This is a genomic window from Pseudomonas baltica (assembly GCF_014235765.1).
GTDB classification, from domain to species: Bacteria; Pseudomonadota; Gammaproteobacteria; order Pseudomonadales; family Pseudomonadaceae; genus Aquipseudomonas; species Aquipseudomonas baltica.
In genome coordinates this window covers 86,046-104,248 of record NZ_JACMYH010000008.1, presented here as the reverse complement: position 1 = coordinate 104,248, position 18,203 = coordinate 86,046, and the positions used below count along the sequence as shown (strand labels likewise).

Below are 18,203 nucleotides of genomic sequence, written 5' to 3'. Positions count from 1 at the left end.
CACGGTGGTGCTGCGCGATTCACGTTTGAAACCGGGGGATGTATTGGCCGTGATCTGGCAATTGCCGGATGGCCGCACCCTCGACATTCCGTACGTGCCGGCCACCGTTGGTGAGGTGCGCGCGCCGATTCCGGCCAGTGTGATTGCAGCCAGCCTGGGCAAGACGGTCGAGGTGACGAATGTGATTCTGGTGGATGGGGGGTCTGGTGTGACAAGCCCCGCCTTGGCATTGAGGGTGCAGGATCTGCCGGCCACGGCTTTCAAGCCACCCAGAGTAGTGCAGGCTAGTAACGGAGTGTTGGATCTGAATACCTTCAGTGGCGATGCCCAGGTCTTCGCCGAGCCCTGGCCGCTGATCGCTGCAGGGCAGACGTTCTGGTTGTTGGCCAAGGGCATTCGCGACGATGGCAGCACCTACACCGAGCGCTTGCCAACGCCCTATACGGTGCAGTCTGCCGAGGTGGAAACCGGCATTCGCCGAGTGCTGGAACGCCCTCAAATGCTGCGGCTGGAAAACGCTTCGATGCTGCGCCTTGAACTGAAAGTTGATCTGACCGGGGGCGCTAGCGAAGCGTCCGCTATCTTGTTTCCTGAAGGAGAGTTTGTCATGGCCACTGTGAATCTGAATTTGATTGCGCCAACGATTGTAGGAGCGGTGGATGGGGCGCTGGACCCGGAAAGCATTCCCGCCAGCGGCGTAGTAGTGAAGGTGCCTCCGTATGGTGGACGGGACGCAGGGCAAATGGTGTATGTAGAGTTCAATGGGCAAAACGGCTCGCATCATCAAACCGCCCCGCTAAGGGTGCCGGACAAGACCACTTTTTTGAACTTTACGGTGAGCAAGCAAGAAGTATTGAAGAGTACCAATAAGGCCGTGGCGTTCGAGTATAAAGTTGCGTTAGCGGACGGAGCCCTTTACAGCACGTCGAAGCCGGTTCCACTGAAAATTGAAGAGGTTGTGGAAATAGTGCCGGATCCTATTGATTTTGAAGAAGTGCCAGTGGGTAATCTTAGCTCTGATTACGTCAGCGAGCATTGCGAAATATGGACGTATCAGCTACGGACTCGGCGAGTTGCCAACGCCAGTCAAGCTCATCCGTACATACAGGGTAAATATCATGAGGTGGTTGGTGTTGATGGGGCGAGAATTCAGGTAAGGCTACCGTGGCAGCCGCGCAAAGTCAGGATTGGCTATTCCGTGAGCAAGCGAATCGCCTATCATTATGCTCTTAGTGGCGGCATCTCTCGTGATTATTTTATAGAGGGCTCAGGCTGGATAGAATACACGTCCAACACTTATATAGGTTATGTGGGTTTTGCTCTTGGGGATGCAACCCTCATACTGGATAATATCACCATGGAATGATCAGGGGCGGGCGCTGTGCATCCACTGGAATGCAATGGTGCCATCAAGGCAAGCTATATCATGTTCCGGCAAGAGCTAAGGCAGCATAGGTTTATTCGGAGCATGCTTGCCTGCGACTCACGTATAAAAACGGCTGTACTGAAGGATTCATCGGCGCACTTGGACTTGTGCGCCGATACTCCCTCATCTTTATGGACAAGTTTTACAAAGGCGATCTGTCTGAACTATTGCAATCCGGCTACCTGGCGCAGGCCAGGTAGTGCTTGCTGAAGCTGCGCGACCGCCTTTAGCGGGGGTGTTGGTTGAGACATCGCTTATTACGCTATAATCCCCGCCTTTCGCCGCCCGCCGTGCCCGATCACCGCGCGCGCACCCATTCCGCTCAAAGAGGCTAGACCCTTGGCATTGACGATTCTTGGCCTGTCCGGCGCCCTTAGCCATGACCCTTCCGCGGCGCTGTACATCGACGGCAAGCTGATTGCCGCCGCCGAAGAAGAGCGTTTCGTGCGCGATAAACATGCAAAGAACCGCATGCCCTACGAATCGGCCAAGTTCTGCCTGGAGCAAGCCGGCATCAAGCCGTCGGACGTTGACGTGGTGGCCATTCCGTTCGCCCCCATCAGCCTGTTCGGCAAAGCGCGTTGGCACTACGCCAAGCGCTACTGGTACGCCCCGGACCGTGCCCTTGATGCGCTGCTGATGGGCAACCGCCGCTACAAGCGCTACCGCAACAAGATTGTCTTCTGCCTCGAGCAACTGGGCTTCGACGCGAAGAAAATCAAGATCGAGCCGGTCGAGCACCACCTGGCGCATGCCTCCAGTGCCTACCACTGCTCGGGCTTCCAGGAAAAAACCGCGATCCTCGGCATCGACGGCAAGGGCGAGTACGCCACCACGTTTTTTGGCTATGGCGAGAACGGCAAGATCCACAAGATCAAAGAGTTCTTCGACCCCGATTCGTTGGGCGGCCTGTACGGTGCGATCACCGAATTCCTCGGCTTCGAGATGCTCGACGGCGAGTTCAAGGTCATGGGCATGGCGCCCTATGGCGACGCCAGCAAGTACGATTTCTCGCGCCTGGCTTCGTTCGAGAACGGCGAGCTGGTGATCAACACCGACTACGCCAACGTTATCGGCCTGCGCCGCTATAAAGAGAAGGGCAAGGGTTTCTACTTCTCGCCCAAGCTGATCGAATGGTTGGGCCCCAAGCGCGAAGGCGACATCGCCGACGAGCCGTACATCCACTACGCGGCCAGCATGCAGGCGTTGTTCGAAAAACTCGCCCTGCAGATGATCGACCACTACCTGGGCGACGTGCTCAAGCAGACCGGCAAGCTGGCCTTCGCCGGTGGCTGCGCGCTGAACGTCAAGCTGAACCAGAAGATCATCACCCGCCCGGACGTGAAGGAGCTGTTCGTGCAGCCGGCTTCCGGCGACGCCGGTACGGCGGTGGGGGCGGCGGCCTACGTGTCCCATGCCCGCGGCGTGCCGGTGGAGAAGATGGAGCACGTGTACCTGGGCCCGTCCTACACCAACGAAGACGTGATCGCTGCCTGCGCGCGTCATCCGAACAAGCCCAAGGGGCGCATGCTGGGCAACATGCCCAAGCAGATCGCGCAGATCATGGTCGACGGCAACCCGGTGGCCTGGTTCCAGGGGCGCATGGAGTTCGGCCCGCGCGCATTGGGTGGTCGTTCGATCATCGGTTGCCCGAGCGTGCCGGGCGTGGCCGACCGCATCAACCACCAGATCAAGTTCCGCGAGCGCTGGAGGCCTTTCTGCCCATCGATGCTCGACACCGTCGCGCCGCAGATGATCAAGATCGACCATCCGGCGCCGTTCATGACGTTCACCTTCGAGGTGGCCGAGGAATGGAAGACCCGCGTGCCGGAAGTGGTCCACGAAGACGGCACCTCGCGCGCCCAGGTGCTCAAGCGCGAATACAACCCGCGCTACTACGACATGATGAAAGCCCTCGAAGAGCTGACCGGCAATGGCGTGTCGCTGAACACCTCGCTCAACCGCCGTGGCGAGCCGATGATCTGCTCGCCCACCGATGCGTTGAACATGTTCTACGGCTCGGACCTCGAGTACCTGGTCATGGAAGACATTCTGGTGGTCAAAGAGGGTGCTCAAGCCTATGACGCGCTCGACTGAGCGTCATGTGCTGCAGTTCTGCCACGGCTATGACGGGCCGTTCCTCGACTGTGCCCGTCAGTACGCCAGCCTGTTCGTGGGCCGTGGCTACCGGGTGACCACCGTGTTTCTGACCGGTGCGGCTGATCCTCAGGTGGCCGCTGGCTGCGAGAGCGACGAAGTGCTGTTCATGGAGTTCAGTTCCAAGGACATCCGTGGCTTGAAGCTGGGTGCCATTCGCGAGCTGCGCAAGATCACTGCTGCGCGCACATTCGCCTTCTGCATCGCGCACCGGTTCAAGCCTATCTATGTTGCCCTGCTCGGCACTTCGCTGCCGGTGATCGGCGTGCACCATGCATTCGGCGACTATCAGCGTCGTTCGCGCCGGGTGTTTGCGCAGTTGTTCCGCAAACGCTTGAGCCTCCTGGGCGTGTCCGATGCGGTGCGCGACGACATGCGCCGCTGCCTGTCCGGTTGGGCGCCCGAGCGTATCGCCACGCTGTACAACCGTTTGAACACCTTTACCTTGCAGCAACAATTGCTGCCTGCGGCCGAAGCCCGCCAGGCGCTGGGCCTGGCGCCCGATGCCTGGATCGTCGGCAACGTCGGTCGCCTGCACCCGGATAAAGACCAGGCTACCTTGCTGCGCGGCTTCGCTTTGGCCTGGGCAAAACTGCCTCAGGAAGCGCTGCTGGTGATCATCGGTTCTGGGCGCCTGGAACAGAATCTCAAGGACCTGGCCGTGGAGCTGGGCATTGCCGAGCGCGTGCGGTTTCTTGGCCAGGTGGCCCAGGCGCGGCTGTATTTCAAGGCGTTCGACGTGTTCGCCCTGAGCTCCGACCACGAGCCGTTCGGCATGGTCCTGCTTGAAGCGATGGCGGCCAATGTGCCGCTGCTGGCCACGGCCTGCGGTGGCGCACCGGAGATCGTCGAGGGCGTCGGTATCCTGTTTCCGCTGGGCGACGCCGAGCGCCTGGCGCAGGGCCTGGAACACATGGCCGGGATGGATCGCTACCAGCGCGCGCAGTGCGAAGCGCACATGGCCGAACGCCTCGAGACGCGCTTCTGCGACCGCGCGGTGCGCAAGGCTTTCTGGCAACTGCCGATGGTCACCGCACTGACGGCGGCCACATGATGCTCAACCGATTGCAGAGCGTGCGCGAACGGGGCTGGCAAACTGTGGACGCGGCCACCTATGCCCAGGCCTGGACGCAGTTCGGCGGCAGTGTGGCGACGCACCCGCTGGTGGTCGAGCGGCTGGCTGCGCTGGCCGGCATTCCGGTGCGCTACCTGGGGTGGGAGCAGGCGGGCGAACTGGTCGCAGCGATACCCACCTGGGGGCGCTACCTGGCGCTGTCCAAGGACGTGCTCAAGCAGGCCGGCAAGAAGGGCCTGTACGATCTGGGCAACGCCGAGTTGATTTTGCCGGCGGCTGCCGATGCCCAGGCACCGCTGCGCCACCATGGGCGTTATCTGTCGGAGCTGAACCAGGGGCGTTTCAGCGGCTTGAAGGCGCAGGCCGAGAGCCTGGCCATGGCCCGCACGCCCGAAGACCTGTCGAAGAAATTTCGCTACAACCAGCGCCGCGAACTGCGTCTGCTGGAAGAAGCCGGCGGCGTGCCCAAGCCCGTCAGTGAATTCACCAGCGCCGAGCTGGCAGCGATCTACTGTGACCTGTTCCAGCGCCGCTGGGGCTTTGCCGCGACCGGCGCCGAGCGCATGGCCGAGGTCATCGACCTGCTGCGCGAGCTGATGATCGGCTCGGTGCTGCTGCTGGGCGATGCACCCGTTGCCATTCAACTGGTGTACCGCGTCGAGGCGCCAGACTGGGTCAGCGTGGAGTACATCAATGGCGGGGTGGATCCGGAGAGCCGCGCGTTCAGCCCCGGCAGCGTGCTCAGTTTTCTCAATACCCAGAGCGCCTGGGAGCAGGCCCGCGCGGTGAACAAACCCCTGCGTTTCTCGTTCGGCCGGGCCGATCGCGAGTACAAGGACCGCTGGTGCAACCCTGTCCCGGTGTTCCAGGCATGAGCCGCAAACAGGCGTTGCTCGCCCGGCACCGGCGCAACAAGCGTCGGGTGCTGCTGGCCGGGCTGGTGGCGATGCTGCTGGCCGGCGTGCTGGTTGCCTGGTGGTTGCCGCTGCCCCTGTTGTTGCTGGCCTGGGTGGCCCATGAGGCGTGGTTTGCCGACCATCTGTTCTATTCGCCGGGCGACGATTACGCCTACAGCTTCGACAGCGAAGCGGAGCTGGCCAAGGTCAGCCTGAATGGCGAGGTGCTGCAGGTTGCAGGGCGCGTCGAGGCGGCTGACACCTTGATCCTGGCGCTGGATGTGAAGGCGTCATGGCTGGGGCGTCTGTTCGATCCGTATGTGCAGTTGCTCGGAAGTGAGCTGAGCGACCGGCAGACGTTCGAGCGCGGTGTCGATGGCCTGCGCTACCTGAATCTGAGCGGCTTTGCCGATGAGCTCAATCACGGGCGCCTGCGCTTGCGCGGGCGGTTCTGCCGCATCGTTGGCGAGCCGCGCTTGTGGCGCTTTCAGCATCCGGATTTCACCCGGCACACGGTCATGGTCATTGCGCCCCATGCCGACGATGCCGAGCTGGCGGCCTATGGTTTGTACAGCCGCGCGGCGAGCAGTTGGATCGTGACCTTGACGGCAGGCGAGATCGAAGCCGAGCACTATCAGGCGATGGGCCTGGCGCCGGCCGACGCCGCTCGCTTGAAGGGGCGCCTGCGGGCCTGGGACAGCCTGGCCGTGCCGCGCTGGGCCGGGGTGCCGGCCGAGCAGTGCGTGCAGTTGGGGTATTTCTGCCTGCAACTGCCAGCGATGCAGGCGGCACCCGAGCAGCCGTGTGGCTCGCGCGAGGCGGACATGACTGACATCCGTCCGTTCCGCCAACTCAATCCCTTCGCCCTGCCGGCCGATGCCGATGGCGCGCCGACCTGGAACAATCTGCTCGCCGACCTGCGCGAGCTGCTGCAACGGGCGCAGCCGGATGTGCTGGTGATGCCGCACGCGAGCATCGACCCGCACCCGGACCACATCTGCGCGCAGGCAGCGGTGCTGCAGGCGTTGCAAGGGGTGGCGCACCAGCCACGCTACCTGCTCGGCTATGCCAACCATTTGCATGACAACGACCGTTGGCCTATGGGCCGTGCTGGCGAAGGCGTGGCCCTGCCACCGTTTTTCGATGCCCGTGAACGGCTGCTGCCGTACAGCCTGCCGGTGGGTGCGGCGGTGCAGATGGACAAGGCCATGGCGCTGGGCATGATGCACGACCTGCAACCGCCGGCGCCGTTCAAGCGTCGCGTGCGGCGTTGGCTGCAATGGTTGCTGGCCGGTCGACGTTGGCCGGCGACGGGCGAAAACGAATTTTTCCGCAAGGCGGTGCGCCGCCACGAACTGTTCTGGCGCAGAGACTTATAAGGTGCCGTTAGCACAATGATGAAAGTACTGTTTCTGGTGCAGAAAGAGCAGCGCGCCATTCTCGATCGTCTCTATGAGGGCATTGCCGCGCATTGCGAGTGTGATCTGCGCTGGTTGGACAGTGCGCAGCAGCGCGATCTGAAAGGGTATTTCAAGCGCGAAGTGGACGTTGCCCGGTACGACCGCATTCTGTTCTTCCTGCGCTTCAAGCAGGAGATTCGCCAGGTGGCGTTCATTCGTTCGGTGCCCAATCTGGTCATCCTGGAGCATGACGCCTACCAGAACTACATCGCGTGCAAGTACACCGGCAAGTTCAGCGCGCACTACCAGCAGCTGCCGTGGGTGCGGGTGATCAGTTCGGGGTTCATGGTCAGCGAACGCTTGCGCGCCGAGGGCTTCGATGCCCATTTCGTGCCCAAGGGCTATGACCAGGCCCTGCTGACGCCGCAGACCCGCGAGCGCGATATCGAGCTGGCTTTCGTGGGCAGCACCAAGAGCGTGGCCTACAGTGGCCGCAAGCAGATGCTCGATGCGATCGGCCAGGTGGAGCCGTTGCTGGTGACGCGGACCAACAGCGGCCAGGAGTATGGCGATACGCTGAACCGCATCCGTTTTTTCGTCAGTGCCGATGTGGGCATGGGCGAGTACATGATCAAGAATTTCGAAGCCATGGCGTGTGGGTGTGTGCTGCTCACCTTCGATCAGGGCGAGGCGGAAAACCGCGCGCTGGGGTTCGTGGACATGCACACGGTGGTGCTTTACGACAGCGTGGCGAGCTTGCAGGCCAAGCTGGCGCAGCTGCGCCGCGAGCCGGCGCTGGCCGAGCGCATCGCTGCGGCGGGGCAGGCGCTGGTGCTGGGGGAATACGGTTTCGACCGGATCGGCGCGCGTATCGTGCAGGCCATGCAGCCGCCGCTGCGCCCGCATCCGCCATTGACGGTGTGGCAACGCCTGCGGTTGGCCTTGTCCTAGCAACGGCGGTGCGGCTTTCGCGGCCACTGGCCGCTCCTACGGGGGATTGCGCTGTACTTGTGGGAGCGGGCTCTGCCCGCGAAACAGGCACTGCGGTGTGTCAGTCCGAACCGCGGTGCGGCTTTCGCGGCCACTGGCCGCTCCTACGGGGGACAGTCCACGGTGCTACTTGAGCAGGGCTTTGTTGAGCTCGGCCAAGGGGAAGCAGGCGGTCAACTGTTCGCGCTCCAGATACCGGGAGAAATGCTCGAGGTTGCGCTTGATCAAGCGCTTCGACAAAGGCCCGCGGGTGAAGCTCATGTCGGCCATGTCGATCAGGCCCAGCTCTCCTTCGGGCGTGACGATCACATTGCCCAGGTGCAGCGAGCGGAAATACACCCCTGAGCGATGCAACCGGCGAATCATGGCGATCAGCGGCTCCAGGCTGTGTTGCCAGGTGAAGTCGGCGGTGTCCATCAACTGGCGCAGGTTCCTGCCTGGTAGCGGTTCGTACAACACCGCCGTCATGCCGGGCTTGTCCAAGCGGTAATGCTGCAGCACCTTCAAGGTCGGCACGCCCAGTTGCTGCAGGCGTTGGGCGTTGGCGATGAAACGCGCCGAATACGGGCGCAGCAGGGCTGAGGAAAACAGCCGTTTGCGGCGGAAAAGTTTCAGGATCTTGCCGTCTGCGAGCAGGTACACTTTCGCGCCATGGCTGTCGGCTTCCAACACCTTGGCGCCGGTGATCAGCGTGTCAAAAGCGGCCAGAGGAAGGCGGGTGCATTGCATCGTGATAAGGCCTTGATTGAAGAGGGCGGGTGGCATGATGCCCAAAAGCGCCGGCATGTTCTACCGCCAGGCCGAACCGCGGCGCGGCTTTCGCGGCCACGGACCGCTCCTACGGGGGATTGCGCGGTACTTGTGGGAGCGGGCTCTGCCCGCGAAGGGCGCGACTCGGTCTGGCTGCAGCACCGCGATCCCCGATCGGCCCCCTGTGATAAAATTCCCGTTCTACGCCAACAGTGAGTTAGACGATGAGTGATTCACCGCGCCCAGCGGAACAGGATTCAAGCCTGAAAATCTATTTGCGACTGCTCAGCTACGTTCGCCCCTACGTGGGCATGTTCCTGATCAGTATCATAGGTTTCGTGATCTTCGCCTCGACCCAGCCCATGCTGGCCGGCATCCTCAAGTATTTCGTCGACGGTCTGAGCAATCCCGAAGCGGTGCTGTTCCCCAACGTGCCCTACCTGCGCGACCTGCAACTGCTGCAGGCGGTACCCATACTGATCGTGCTGATCGCCGCCTGGCAGGGCCTGGGCTCCTACCTGGGCAACTACTTCCTGGCCAAGGTATCGCTGGGCCTGGTCCACGACCTGCGCGTGGAGCTGTTCAACAAGCTGCTGGTACTGCCCAACCGCTACTTCGACACGCACAACTCCGGCCACCTGATTTCGCGCATCACCTTCAACGTGACCATGGTGACCGGCGCTGCGACCGATGCCATCAAGGTGGTGATCCGCGAAGGCCTGACGGTGGTGTTCCTGTTCATCTACCTGATCTGGATGAACTGGCAACTGACCCTGGTCATGCTGGCCATTCTGCCGCTGATCGCCGTCATGGTCGGCAGCACCAGCAAGAAATTCCGCAAGCAGAGCAAGAAGATTCAGGTCGCCATGGGCGATGTGACCCACGTGGCATCCGAGACCATCCAGGGCTATCGGGTGGTGCGCAGCTTCGGCGGTGAAGGCTACGAGCAGAACCGCTTTGACAAAGCCAGCCAGGGCAACACCGACAAGCAACTGCGCATGACCAAGACCGGCGCGATCTACACGCCGATGTTGCAGCTGGTGATCTACACCGCCATGGCCGTGCTGATGTTCCTGGTGCTATACATGCGTGGCGATGCCACGGCCGGTGATCTGGTGGCCTACATCACCGCAGCCGGTTTGCTGCCCAAGCCGATCCGCCAGCTGTCGGAAGTAAGCTCCACGGTGCAGAAGGGCGTGGCCGGTGCCGAAAGCATCTTCGAGCAGCTGGACGTCGCCCCCGAGCTGGACACTGGCACGGTGGAGCGCGAGCGCGTTGGCGGTTCGCTGGAAGTGCGCAACCTGAACTTCACCTACCCCGGCACCGATCGCCAGGTGCTCAGCGACATCAACTTCACCGCCAAGCCGGGGCAGATGATTGCGCTGGTGGGGCGTTCGGGCAGTGGCAAGTCGACCCTGGCCGGGTTGATCCCGCGCTTCTATCATCACAATCAAGGCGAGGTGTTGCTCGATGGCGTGGAGATTGCCGACTACCAGTTGCGCAACCTGCGCCGCCATATCGCGCTGGTGACCCAGAGCGTGACACTGTTCAACGACAGCGTGGCCAACAACATTGCCTACGGTGACCTGGCCGGCGCGCCGCGCGAAGACGTGGTGGCGGCGGCGGCCGATGCCTATGCCAAGGAGTTCATCGACCGTCTGCCCGAAGGTTTCGACACGCAGGTGGGCGAGAACGGCGTGCTGTTGTCCGGTGGCCAGCGCCAGCGCCTGGCGATCGCCCGGGCGTTGCTCAAGAATGCCCCGGTGCTGATTCTGGATGAAGCTACCTCGGCGCTGGATACCGAATCGGAGCGGCATATCCAGGCTGCGCTGGACCATGTGATGAAAGGGCGGACCACCTTGGTGATCGCCCACCGACTGTCGACCATCGAAAAGGCCGACCAGATTCTGGTGATGGACCAGGGCCGCATCGTCGAGCGCGGCACGCACGCGCAGTTGCTGGCGCAGAACGGCTATTACGCCAGGTTGCACGCCATGGGCCTGGACGAACCTGCGAAAACCGACATCACCTGAGTACCCCGTAATTGCGGTCCCTTTGTGGGAGCGGTCATCGGCCGCGAATGGGTAGCGCGGTGTGTCGGGTGAACCGCGGCGGGCCCTTCGCGGCCACTGACCGCTCCTACAGGGGATCGCCGCTCGCACATGGTGATCCGCGGCGCACCCTTCGCGGCCACTGGCCGCTCCTACGGGGATCACTGCTCGCATGTAGGAGCGGTCATCGGCCGCGAATCAGACTGCGCGGTGTATCAGGTGATCCGCGGCGTGCCTTTCGCGGCCACTGGCCGCTCCTACGGGGATCACTGCTCGCATGTAGGAGCGGTCATCGGCCGCGAATGGGCGGCGCGGTGTGTCAGGTGATACGCGGCGTCCCATTCGCGGCCACTGGCCGCTCCTACGGGGATCACTGCTCCCGAGGTGGGGTGGGGGCCTATCGGGTGCTTGCGTGTTAATATCGCCGCCCTGTTCATTTTGTATGTGGGTTGCCCATGAAGTTATCCATGCCGCGATTCGAGTCGGCCCCTGTATTGGTGGTCGGCGATGTCATGCTCGACCGTTACTGGCATGGCGGTACTTCGCGCATCTCCCCGGAAGCACCGGTGCCGGTGGTCAAGGTCGAACAGATCGAGGATCGGCCTGGTGGTGCCGCCAACGTTGCGTTGAACATCGCCGCCCTGGGTGCGCCGGCTTCCCTGGTGGGTGTGACCGGTACCGACGAGGCCGCCGACAGCCTGGGCAACAGCTTGAAGGCTGCTGGCGTCACAGCGGTGTTCCAGCGCATTGCCCACCAGCCGACCATCGTCAAGCTGCGGGTCATGAGCCGCCATCAACAACTGTTGCGCATCGACTTCGAAGAAGCGTTTGCCACTGACCCGGTAGCGCTGGGCAACGAAGTCGAAGCGTTGCTCGAAGGCGTCAAGGTGCTGGTGCTGTCGGACTATGGCAAGGGCGCGCTGAAGAACCATCAGGCGCTGATTCAGGCGGCGCGCGCGCGCAACATTCCCGTGCTGGCCGACCCCAAGGGCAAGGATTTCTCGATCTATCGAGGCGCAAGCCTGATCACGCCCAACCTCAGCGAATTCGAAACCATCGTCGGCGGTTGCGCCGATGAGGCAGAACTGGTGACCAAAGGCGCCGCGCTGATGAGCGAGCTGGATCTGGGCGCACTGCTGGTGACCCGTGGCGAGCACGGCATGACCCTGTTGCGCCCTGATCATCCAGCCCTGCACCTGCCCGCCCGGGCCCGTGAAGTGTTCGACGTGACCGGTGCCGGCGACACCGTAATCTCCACCCTGGCAGCGGCCATCGCCGCCGGCGAAGAGTTGCCCCATGCAGTGGCCCTGGCCAATCTGGCGGCGGGCATCGTGGTCGGCAAGCTGGGTACGGCGGCGATCAGCGCACCTGAACTGCGCCGTGCCATCCAGCGCGAAGAAGGTTCGGAACGCGGCGTGTTGAGCCTCGAGCAGTTGCTGCTGGCGATCGACGATGCGCGGGCGCACAACGAGCGCATCGTGTTCACCAATGGCTGCTTCGATATCCTCCATGCGGGCCACGTGACGTATCTGGAGCAGGCCCGCGCTCAGGGTGACCGGCTGATCGTGGCGGTCAACGATGACGCTTCGGTAAGCCGTCTGAAAGGGCCGGGTCGGCCGATCAACAGCGTCGACCGGCGCATGGCGGTGTTGGCCGGGCTGGGGGCGGTGGACTGGGTGATCAGCTTTGCCGAAGGTACGCCGGAAAACCTGCTGACCCATGTACGCCCGGATGTGCTGGTGAAGGGGGGGGATTATTCGATGGAGCAAGTGGTGGGTGCCGATATCGTGGCTGCCTATGGCGGCACGGTAAAGGTACTGGGGCTGGTGGAAAACAGCTCGACCACCGCCATCGTCGAGAAAATCCGCAGCCGTTGAAGCGTCAGGTTTTACCACGTTCCCGCAAATGCACCGTGTCCACCGCCGACGCGGCTCGCGCCGCTGCTACAGGGACCGCGTCCACCGCTGACGCGGCTTGCGCCGCTGCTACAGGGACCGCGTCCATCGCTGACGCGGCTTGCGCCGCTGCTCCAGGGACCGCGTCTACCGCCGACGCGGCTTGCTCCGCTGCTACAGGGACCGCGTCTACCGGCGACGCGGCTTGCGCCGCTGCTACAGGGACCGCGTCCACCGCTGACGCGGCTTGCGCCGCTGCTACAGGGACCGCGTCTACCGGCGACGCGGCTTGCGCCGCTGCTACAGGGACCGCGTCTACCGCCGACGCGGCTTGCGCCGCTGCTACAGGGACCGCGTCCACTGCCGACGCGGCTTGCGCCGCTGCTGAAGAGCCTGCGTCCACCGCCCACCCCCTGTAGCAGCGGCGCAAGCCGCGTCCGGCCGCACTGCGGTTTTCCAGGCACACCGCATGACGGTATTCGGTAGGGGCAATGGGATTACTTGTGCAGACCGCTGCGTACCTTGCGAACCAGCACCCGCGCCTTGACCTTGAATTTTTGCAGGCTGGTACGCGGCTTCTTCGGGATGGCCAGGCCTTTTTCCGCCACCCAGTCGCGCCAGCGCACACGTTCGTCGCGGACCAACCAACCTTCTTGCGCAGCGAAACTCTCGGCCAGGTAAACGCCCCGTGTGCCTGCGGCGTGCAGCTTGTCCTTCTTCAGGGTGTACAGCTCGGCGACCGGTTGACCGTCCTTCAGCGGGATCAGGTACAGGTCGGGCCTGCTCCGGCTCAGGCGGGTGATCAGCTCTCCTTTCTCCAGGCGTTCCTCCACATGGAACAGGCTGAGCCCCTTGGCCTGGGGCGGCACCTCCAGACGCAGGTCGTAGACCAACTGCAACGAAGCCGTCGGCACGTGCACGTAGGCCCGGGGCCGCTCGATCAGGTTCAGGCTGCCACAGCGCACCGGGCGCGCCGCGCCGGAACGGGTGCTCAAGCGAAAGGGCAGGGGCTCGTGATAGCGCAGCACCTGGTCATACGGCGTCGGCAGCCAGGTGTCGTTGAAACGCCCGCCCAGCCAGCCTTCCGAAGTCTCCAGCAGACACTCCTCGGCGATTTCCTGAATGGCCGTGTGCAGCGGCAGATTCACCTCATGGGCCGGCACATAGCCGGAGATCAGCTTGAGCACCACATCGCCGCGGTCTTCGCGGCGTTGACGCACCAGCACCCAGTAGTCGCGGCCACGCCAGTTCAAGGTCAGCCGGACCGACACGCCGAGGTTGGCCAGCTCCACGCGAAAGCGTTCGCTGTCACTCACCTCGACCGGTTTGCGCCGTTCCAGGGTCTGAGCGAAATTCAGGGGCATGCCCACGGCTTCGTAACTCAGGGCTTCGGGCGTGGCTTCGACGGCAAGGGGCAGGGTCTTGAAATTGCCAGGGTTCTTTCGTGTCAGGGTACGCGGCATTACGGCTCCTTCTTGCGTCGGGGTCGGCCGCGTCGGCGGCGTCAATTCCTGAGTAGCACGGCAGCGGCTGTCGCTACGTTGTGGGACAGGTGCAGCGGATTTATCGTTCCGACAATAGCACTGGCGACCCCAGGGTGGGCGAACAGCAGCTCGAAGCTGGCGCGTACCGGATCGACCCCCGGTGCCAGGCAGGCATGGCCGCTGGCCAAAGCCTTTTTCACCAGGATGGCCTTGCCGTGGGCAGCTGCGTAGTCGAGCACCGGGCGCTCGGACTGCTCGCTCAGGTTGTAGGTGACCATGGCGCAGTCCCCGGTTTCCAAGGCTTTCAGCCCGCCCTGAACGGTCTTGCCGGAAAAGCCGAAGCCACGAATCTTGCCTTCGGCTTTCAGCGCCGCCAACGTCTGGTACACCTCACTGCCCTCGAGAATCTCCAGATCGTTGCCGTCCGAATGCACCAGCAACAGATCGATGAAGTCTGTTTCCAGGCGTTTCAGGCTGCGCTCCACCGAGAACCGTGTGTGCTCGGCGCTGAAATCGAAGCGTGACTGCCCGGCCTCGAACTCTTCTCCCACCTTGCTGACGATGACCCACTGCTGACGCTGGCCACGCAGCAGCGGGCCCAAGCGCTCTTCGCTGATGCCATAGGCCGGCGCGGTGTCGATCAGGTTGATGCCCAGCTGACGCGCCTGGTCGAGCAACATGCGCGCTGCGCTATCGTCGGGAATGGTGAAGCCGCTGGGGTATTTCACCCCTTGGTCGCGGCCCAACTTCACCGTGCCCAGCCCCAGGGGAGACACCCGCAGGCCGGTGTCGCCCAGCGGGCGGTGCAGATCGTGCAGGGTCGGCAGGCTCATGGCAGCAGTTCATCCCAGACAGGTGTGGCCAGGGCCGGCTTGGGCAGTTCGGGCAGGGGCGCATGCGTGTGCGGTGAAATGCCGTCGCGCTGCAAGGCGCCGATGACCCGGTCGGCGAAGTCGGGCGCCAGCGCCAGCTTGGTCGGCCAGCCCACCAGCAAACCGGGCTGATCGGCCAGAAAGGCGTTGTCCGGGCGCACCAGCCCCGACTGCGCGGGTTCGGCGCGATTGACCCGCAACGTGGCCCAGCGCATCTGGCTTTGATCGACCCACGGCAACAGGTGCGCGATTTCCTTCTGCGCGGCGGCGATCTGCTGCGCCGGTTCGCGGGCCACACCTTCGGCCTCGGCGATCTCGCCACCCAGGTACCAGACCCATTGGCCGTCGGCCCCCGGATGGGTGGTGACGGTGATGCGCGGCTTCGGTCCACCGCCCAGGCAATGGGCATACAACGGTTTCAGGTTGGCGCCCTTGGCCAGGACCATGTGCAGTGGCCGACGCTGCATTGCCGGTTGTTCTATACCCAGCGCGGTCAACAGGGCCTGGGTGCCTTCGCCGGCACTGAGCACCACGCGCTGGGCACGAATCACCCGGCCATCGACGATCAGCCCAGCCAGCCGGCCCTGGTCATACAAAGGCTCGATGCGCTCGCCGGCCAGCAGCCCATCACCGGCCAGCTCGGCCAGCCGCGCGACCAGGCTGGGCACGTCGACCACCAGCTCGGCCAGACGGTAGACCTTGCCCTTGAAGGCGCGGTCCTGCAACGCCGGTGGCAACTGCTCGCCCTTGACCTGATCAACCCGACCGCGCACGGCCTTGCTGGCGAAGAAGCTGGTGAGGTTGCCCGCCAGGGTGCCCGGCGACCACAGGTAGTGCGCCTCGGACAGCAGCCGCACACCGGAAAGATCGAGTTCGCCATCACCGGCCAGCGCTTCACGCCAGCGCCGCGGCATGTCGGCAATCGCTTCGGACGCCCCGGTTAGCGCGCCGTGCAGGGCGTATTTGGCGCCGCCGTGAATGATCCCCTGGGCCTTGAACGTCTGCCCGCCGCCCAGGCGCGCGTTCTCCACCAGCACCGTCGAATAGCCCAGGGCGCGCAGCCGCGCGTTGAGCCAGAGCCCGGCGACACCGGCGCCGACGATGACGATATCAGTGGACAGTTCAGACGGCATTGCAGACCTCGCAGGCTTGGACAGGCGGGGGAGTATACAGCCTCAGTGCCCGGTGGTTTTCGAGAACAGCTGGATCACCACCACGCCCAGCACGATCAACGCCATGCCGAGCATGGCCGGCAGGTCGAGCTTCTGCCCGTAGATGAACAGCGCGGCGACGCTGACCAGCACGATGCCCATGCCGGCCCAGATGGCGTAGGCGATGCCCACCGGCACGGTGCGCACTACCAGGGTCAGCATCCAGAAGGCGATGCCATAGCCGACCACCACCAGGATCAGCGGCAGTGGCGTGCTCAGGCCCTTGACTGCCTTCATGGACACGGTGGCGATCACTTCGGCGCAGATGGCGATGGCAAGAAAAACATAGGCGTTCATGGTGGAGCTCCTTTTCGATGCAGGCATTCTAGGTGATGCGCGAGCGCTGGGGGTGGGTCCCTTTCGAACCGTCAGCGGTCAATCGGTTCGTGCGGTGTCTGCCGGTGCTTGGTCAAGCACGGCGACCTGAGTAAACTTCGCCGCCATGAACAGAACTCTCTACACCTTGCTGTTTCACCTGGGGCTGCCGTTGCTGGCCGTGCGTCTATGGCTGCGCGCGCGCAAGGCACCGGCCTACGGGCAGCGCCTCGGCGAGCGTTTCGCCTACCGGCTGCCGGCGATGCAGCCGGGCGGCATCTGGGTGCACGCCGTGTCGGTGGGCGAGAGCATTGCCGCAGCGCCGATGATTCGCCAGTTGCTGCTGCGCCACCCCGAGCTGCCGATCACCGTGACCTGCATGACCCCGACCGGGTCGGAGCGCATCCAGGCACTGTTCGCCGGCGAGCCACGTATCCAGCACTGCTACCTGCCGTACGATCTGCCCTGGGCGTCCGGCCGCTTTCTCGACCACGTGCGGCCGCGCCTGGCAGTGATCATGGAAACCGAACTGTGGCCCAATCATATTCACCAGTGCGCCCGCCGCGGCATCCCGGTGGCGTTGGCCAATGGTCGGCTTTCCGCGCGTTCGGCCAAAGGCTATGCCCGCTTCAAAGGCCTGACCGCGCCGATGCTGGCCGAGATGAGTTTGCTGGCGGTGCAGACTGCAACCGAGGCGCAACGCTTCCTGGACTTGGGCGCACGCCCGGAATGCGTGCAGGTGACGGGCTCGATCAAGTTCGACCTCAGCGTCGATCCGGCCGTGCCCGTGCGCGCAGCCCGGTTGCGCGAGCAGTGGCAGGCACAGGAACGTCCAGTGTGGATCGCTGCCAGCACCCACGAAGGTGAGGATGCGGTGATATTGGCCGCCCATCGGCAACTGCTGGCCAGCCATGCCGATGCCTTGCTGATTCTGGTTCCGCGGCACCAGGAGCGTTTCGCTTCGGTCCACGGGCTGTGCCAGGCGCAAGGGTTCAGTACGGTGCAGCGTTCGCTCGAGCAAGCGGTTACGGCGACCACCCAGGTGTTGCTGGGCGATACCATGGGCGAGCTGCTGTTCCTCTATGCACTGGCAGACGTTGCCTTCGTTGGCGGCAGCCTGGTGGAGAACGGTGGGCACAACCCGCTGGAACCGGCAGCACTGGCCAAGCCGGTGTTGAGCGGGCCGCACATGTTCAACTTTCTCGAAATAGGCGCGATGCTGCGCGAGGCCGGGGCGCTGGTCGAAGTCGACGACGCGCAAGGCTTGGCAACGGCGCTGCGGCGGTGGCTGGAGCTGCCCCGCGAAGCGTTGCGCAGCGGGCAGGCTGGGCTGGACGTGATGCGAGCCAACCAGGGTGCATTGAAGCGGCTGCTCGATGGCCTCGACGCCCAGCTCTAGGGCTTGGGTGATACAGGCGCGTGTGGAACGCCGGGGATCGCCCGAGGTCTGTTATGCATCGACCTCTAGGAGCCGCGCCATGGACATCATTCGTATCATTTTTGCCATTCTTCTGCCGCCAGTCGGCGTGTTCATGCAAGTCGGATTCGCCGGCGCGTTCTGGCTGAACATCCTGCTGACGCTGCTGGGCTACATTCCCGGCATCATCCACGCGGTGTACATCATCGCCAGCAGAAGGTAATGCCGCTGCCGGTGCGCTCGTCTGCCTGACGACCGCACCGG

Annotated in this window: 14 protein-coding genes and 1 pseudogene; 10 read left to right on the top strand and 5 right to left on the bottom strand. The window is 63.6% G+C overall.

What is annotated here, in order from left to right:
- The 6 genes and pseudogenes from H7993_RS19355 to H7993_RS19330 form a co-directional block, all read left to right on the top strand.
- Positions 1–1,366 (top strand): annotated as a pseudogene (locus tag H7993_RS19355) (hypothetical protein); the annotation flags it as partial.
- Between the two features lie 399 nt (positions 1,367–1,765).
- Positions 1,766–3,523 (top strand): carbamoyltransferase family protein, encoded by a 1,758-nt coding sequence (locus H7993_RS19350; RefSeq protein WP_185795365.1) that lies wholly within the window; start codon positions 1,766–1,768, stop codon positions 3,521–3,523.
- Positions 3,507–4,637, top strand: a complete 1,131-nt coding sequence (locus H7993_RS19345) for a glycosyltransferase (protein ID WP_185795364.1) — start codon at positions 3,507–3,509, stop codon at positions 4,635–4,637. Before H7993_RS19350 ends, H7993_RS19345 begins: the two co-directional genes overlap by 17 nt.
- Positions 4,637–5,533: an antimicrobial resistance protein Mig-14 gene (locus H7993_RS19340; RefSeq protein ID WP_185795367.1), complete on the top strand. Its 897-nt coding sequence runs from the start codon at positions 4,637–4,639 to the stop codon at positions 5,531–5,533. The genes H7993_RS19345 and H7993_RS19340 overlap by 1 nt, the downstream gene beginning before the upstream one ends.
- Positions 5,530–6,933 (top strand): PIG-L family deacetylase, encoded by a 1,404-nt coding sequence (locus H7993_RS19335; protein WP_185795363.1) that lies wholly within the window; start codon positions 5,530–5,532, stop codon positions 6,931–6,933. Before H7993_RS19340 ends, H7993_RS19335 begins: the two co-directional genes overlap by 4 nt.
- An 18-nt stretch (positions 6,934–6,951) precedes the next feature.
- Entirely contained in the window at positions 6,952–7,905 is a 954-nt protein-coding gene (locus H7993_RS19330) for a glycosyltransferase family protein (RefSeq protein ID WP_185795366.1), read from the top strand.
- A gap of 165 nt (positions 7,906–8,070) precedes the next feature.
- Here H7993_RS19330 and H7993_RS19325 read toward each other — a convergent pair whose 3' ends face one another.
- Positions 8,071–8,673 (bottom strand): lipopolysaccharide kinase InaA family protein, encoded by a 603-nt coding sequence (locus H7993_RS19325; protein ID WP_185795362.1) that lies wholly within the window; start codon positions 8,671–8,673, stop codon positions 8,071–8,073.
- 245 nt (positions 8,674–8,918) lie between these two features.
- On the opposite strand from H7993_RS19325, the gene msbA reads away from it, so the two are divergent.
- Together msbA and hldE are read left to right on the top strand one after the other, a co-directional pair.
- The gene (gene msbA / locus H7993_RS19320) at positions 8,919–10,727 is read left to right on the top strand and encodes a lipid A export permease/ATP-binding protein MsbA (RefSeq protein WP_185795361.1); all 1,809 of its coding nucleotides are present in this window, start codon (positions 8,919–8,921) and stop codon (positions 10,725–10,727) included.
- Between the two features lie 473 nt (positions 10,728–11,200).
- Positions 11,201–12,622 carry a bifunctional D-glycero-beta-D-manno-heptose-7-phosphate kinase/D-glycero-beta-D-manno-heptose 1-phosphate adenylyltransferase HldE gene (gene hldE, locus H7993_RS19315; protein WP_185795360.1) on the top strand — a complete coding sequence of 474 codons (1,422 nt, stop codon included), beginning with the start codon at positions 11,201–11,203 and terminating at the stop codon, positions 12,620–12,622.
- 515 nt (positions 12,623–13,137) lie between these two features.
- Here hldE and H7993_RS19310 read toward each other — a convergent pair.
- The 4 genes from H7993_RS19310 to H7993_RS19295 are packed head-to-tail and all read right to left on the bottom strand — an operon-like array spanning position 13,138 to position 16,504.
- Complete coding sequence (locus H7993_RS19310) at positions 13,138–14,103, bottom strand: metal ABC transporter ATPase (protein ID WP_185795359.1); 966 nt, start codon at positions 14,101–14,103, stop codon at positions 13,138–13,140.
- A 41-nt stretch (positions 14,104–14,144) separates the two neighbouring features.
- Entirely contained in the window at positions 14,145–14,957 is an 813-nt protein-coding gene (locus H7993_RS19305) for an aldo/keto reductase (protein ID WP_185795358.1), read from the bottom strand.
- On the bottom strand, positions 14,954–16,129 hold the full coding sequence (locus H7993_RS19300) for an NAD(P)/FAD-dependent oxidoreductase (protein ID WP_185795357.1): 1,176 nt from the start codon (positions 16,127–16,129) through the stop codon (positions 14,954–14,956). The genes H7993_RS19305 and H7993_RS19300 overlap by 4 nt, the downstream gene beginning before the upstream one ends.
- Before the next feature lie 42 nt (positions 16,130–16,171).
- Positions 16,172–16,504: a DMT family transporter gene (locus H7993_RS19295; protein ID WP_122477078.1), complete on the bottom strand. Its 333-nt coding sequence runs from the start codon at positions 16,502–16,504 to the stop codon at positions 16,172–16,174.
- Between the two features lie 145 nt (positions 16,505–16,649).
- On the opposite strand from H7993_RS19295, the gene waaA reads away from it, so the two are divergent.
- Positions 16,650–17,921 (top strand): lipid IV(A) 3-deoxy-D-manno-octulosonic acid transferase, encoded by a 1,272-nt coding sequence (gene waaA, locus H7993_RS19290; protein ID WP_185795356.1) that lies wholly within the window; start codon positions 16,650–16,652, stop codon positions 17,919–17,921.
- Between the two features lie 79 nt (positions 17,922–18,000).
- A complete protein-coding gene (locus tag H7993_RS19285) occupies positions 18,001–18,162 on the top strand; it encodes a YqaE/Pmp3 family membrane protein (RefSeq protein WP_122477081.1) in 162 nt (53 codons plus the stop codon).
- The last annotated feature ends 41 nt before the right edge of the window (positions 18,163–18,203 follow it).

Coding starts and splice junctions, on each gene's coding strand:
- H7993_RS19295 (WP_122477078.1), bottom strand. CDS start 16,504: ATGAACGCCTATGTTTTTCTTGCCATCGCCATCTGCGCCGAAGTGATC.
- waaA (WP_185795356.1), top strand. CDS start 16,650: ATGAACAGAACTCTCTACACCTTGCTGTTTCACCTGGGGCTGCCGTTG.
- H7993_RS19340 (WP_185795367.1), top strand. CDS start 4,637: ATGCTCAACCGATTGCAGAGCGTGCGCGAACGGGGCTGGCAAACTGTG.
- H7993_RS19325 (WP_185795362.1), bottom strand. CDS start 8,673: ATGCAATGCACCCGCCTTCCTCTGGCCGCTTTTGACACGCTGATCACC.
- msbA (WP_185795361.1), top strand. CDS start 8,919: ATGAGTGATTCACCGCGCCCAGCGGAACAGGATTCAAGCCTGAAAATC.
- H7993_RS19285 (WP_122477081.1), top strand. CDS start 18,001: ATGGACATCATTCGTATCATTTTTGCCATTCTTCTGCCGCCAGTCGGC.
- H7993_RS19310 (WP_185795359.1), bottom strand. CDS start 14,103: ATGCCGCGTACCCTGACACGAAAGAACCCTGGCAATTTCAAGACCCTG.
- H7993_RS19330 (WP_185795366.1), top strand. CDS start 6,952: ATGAAAGTACTGTTTCTGGTGCAGAAAGAGCAGCGCGCCATTCTCGAT.
- hldE (WP_185795360.1), top strand. CDS start 11,201: ATGAAGTTATCCATGCCGCGATTCGAGTCGGCCCCTGTATTGGTGGTC.
- H7993_RS19335 (WP_185795363.1), top strand. CDS start 5,530: ATGAGCCGCAAACAGGCGTTGCTCGCCCGGCACCGGCGCAACAAGCGT.
- H7993_RS19305 (WP_185795358.1), bottom strand. CDS start 14,957: ATGAGCCTGCCGACCCTGCACGATCTGCACCGCCCGCTGGGCGACACC.
- H7993_RS19345 (WP_185795364.1), top strand. CDS start 3,507: ATGACGCGCTCGACTGAGCGTCATGTGCTGCAGTTCTGCCACGGCTAT.
- H7993_RS19300 (WP_185795357.1), bottom strand. CDS start 16,129: ATGCCGTCTGAACTGTCCACTGATATCGTCATCGTCGGCGCCGGTGTC.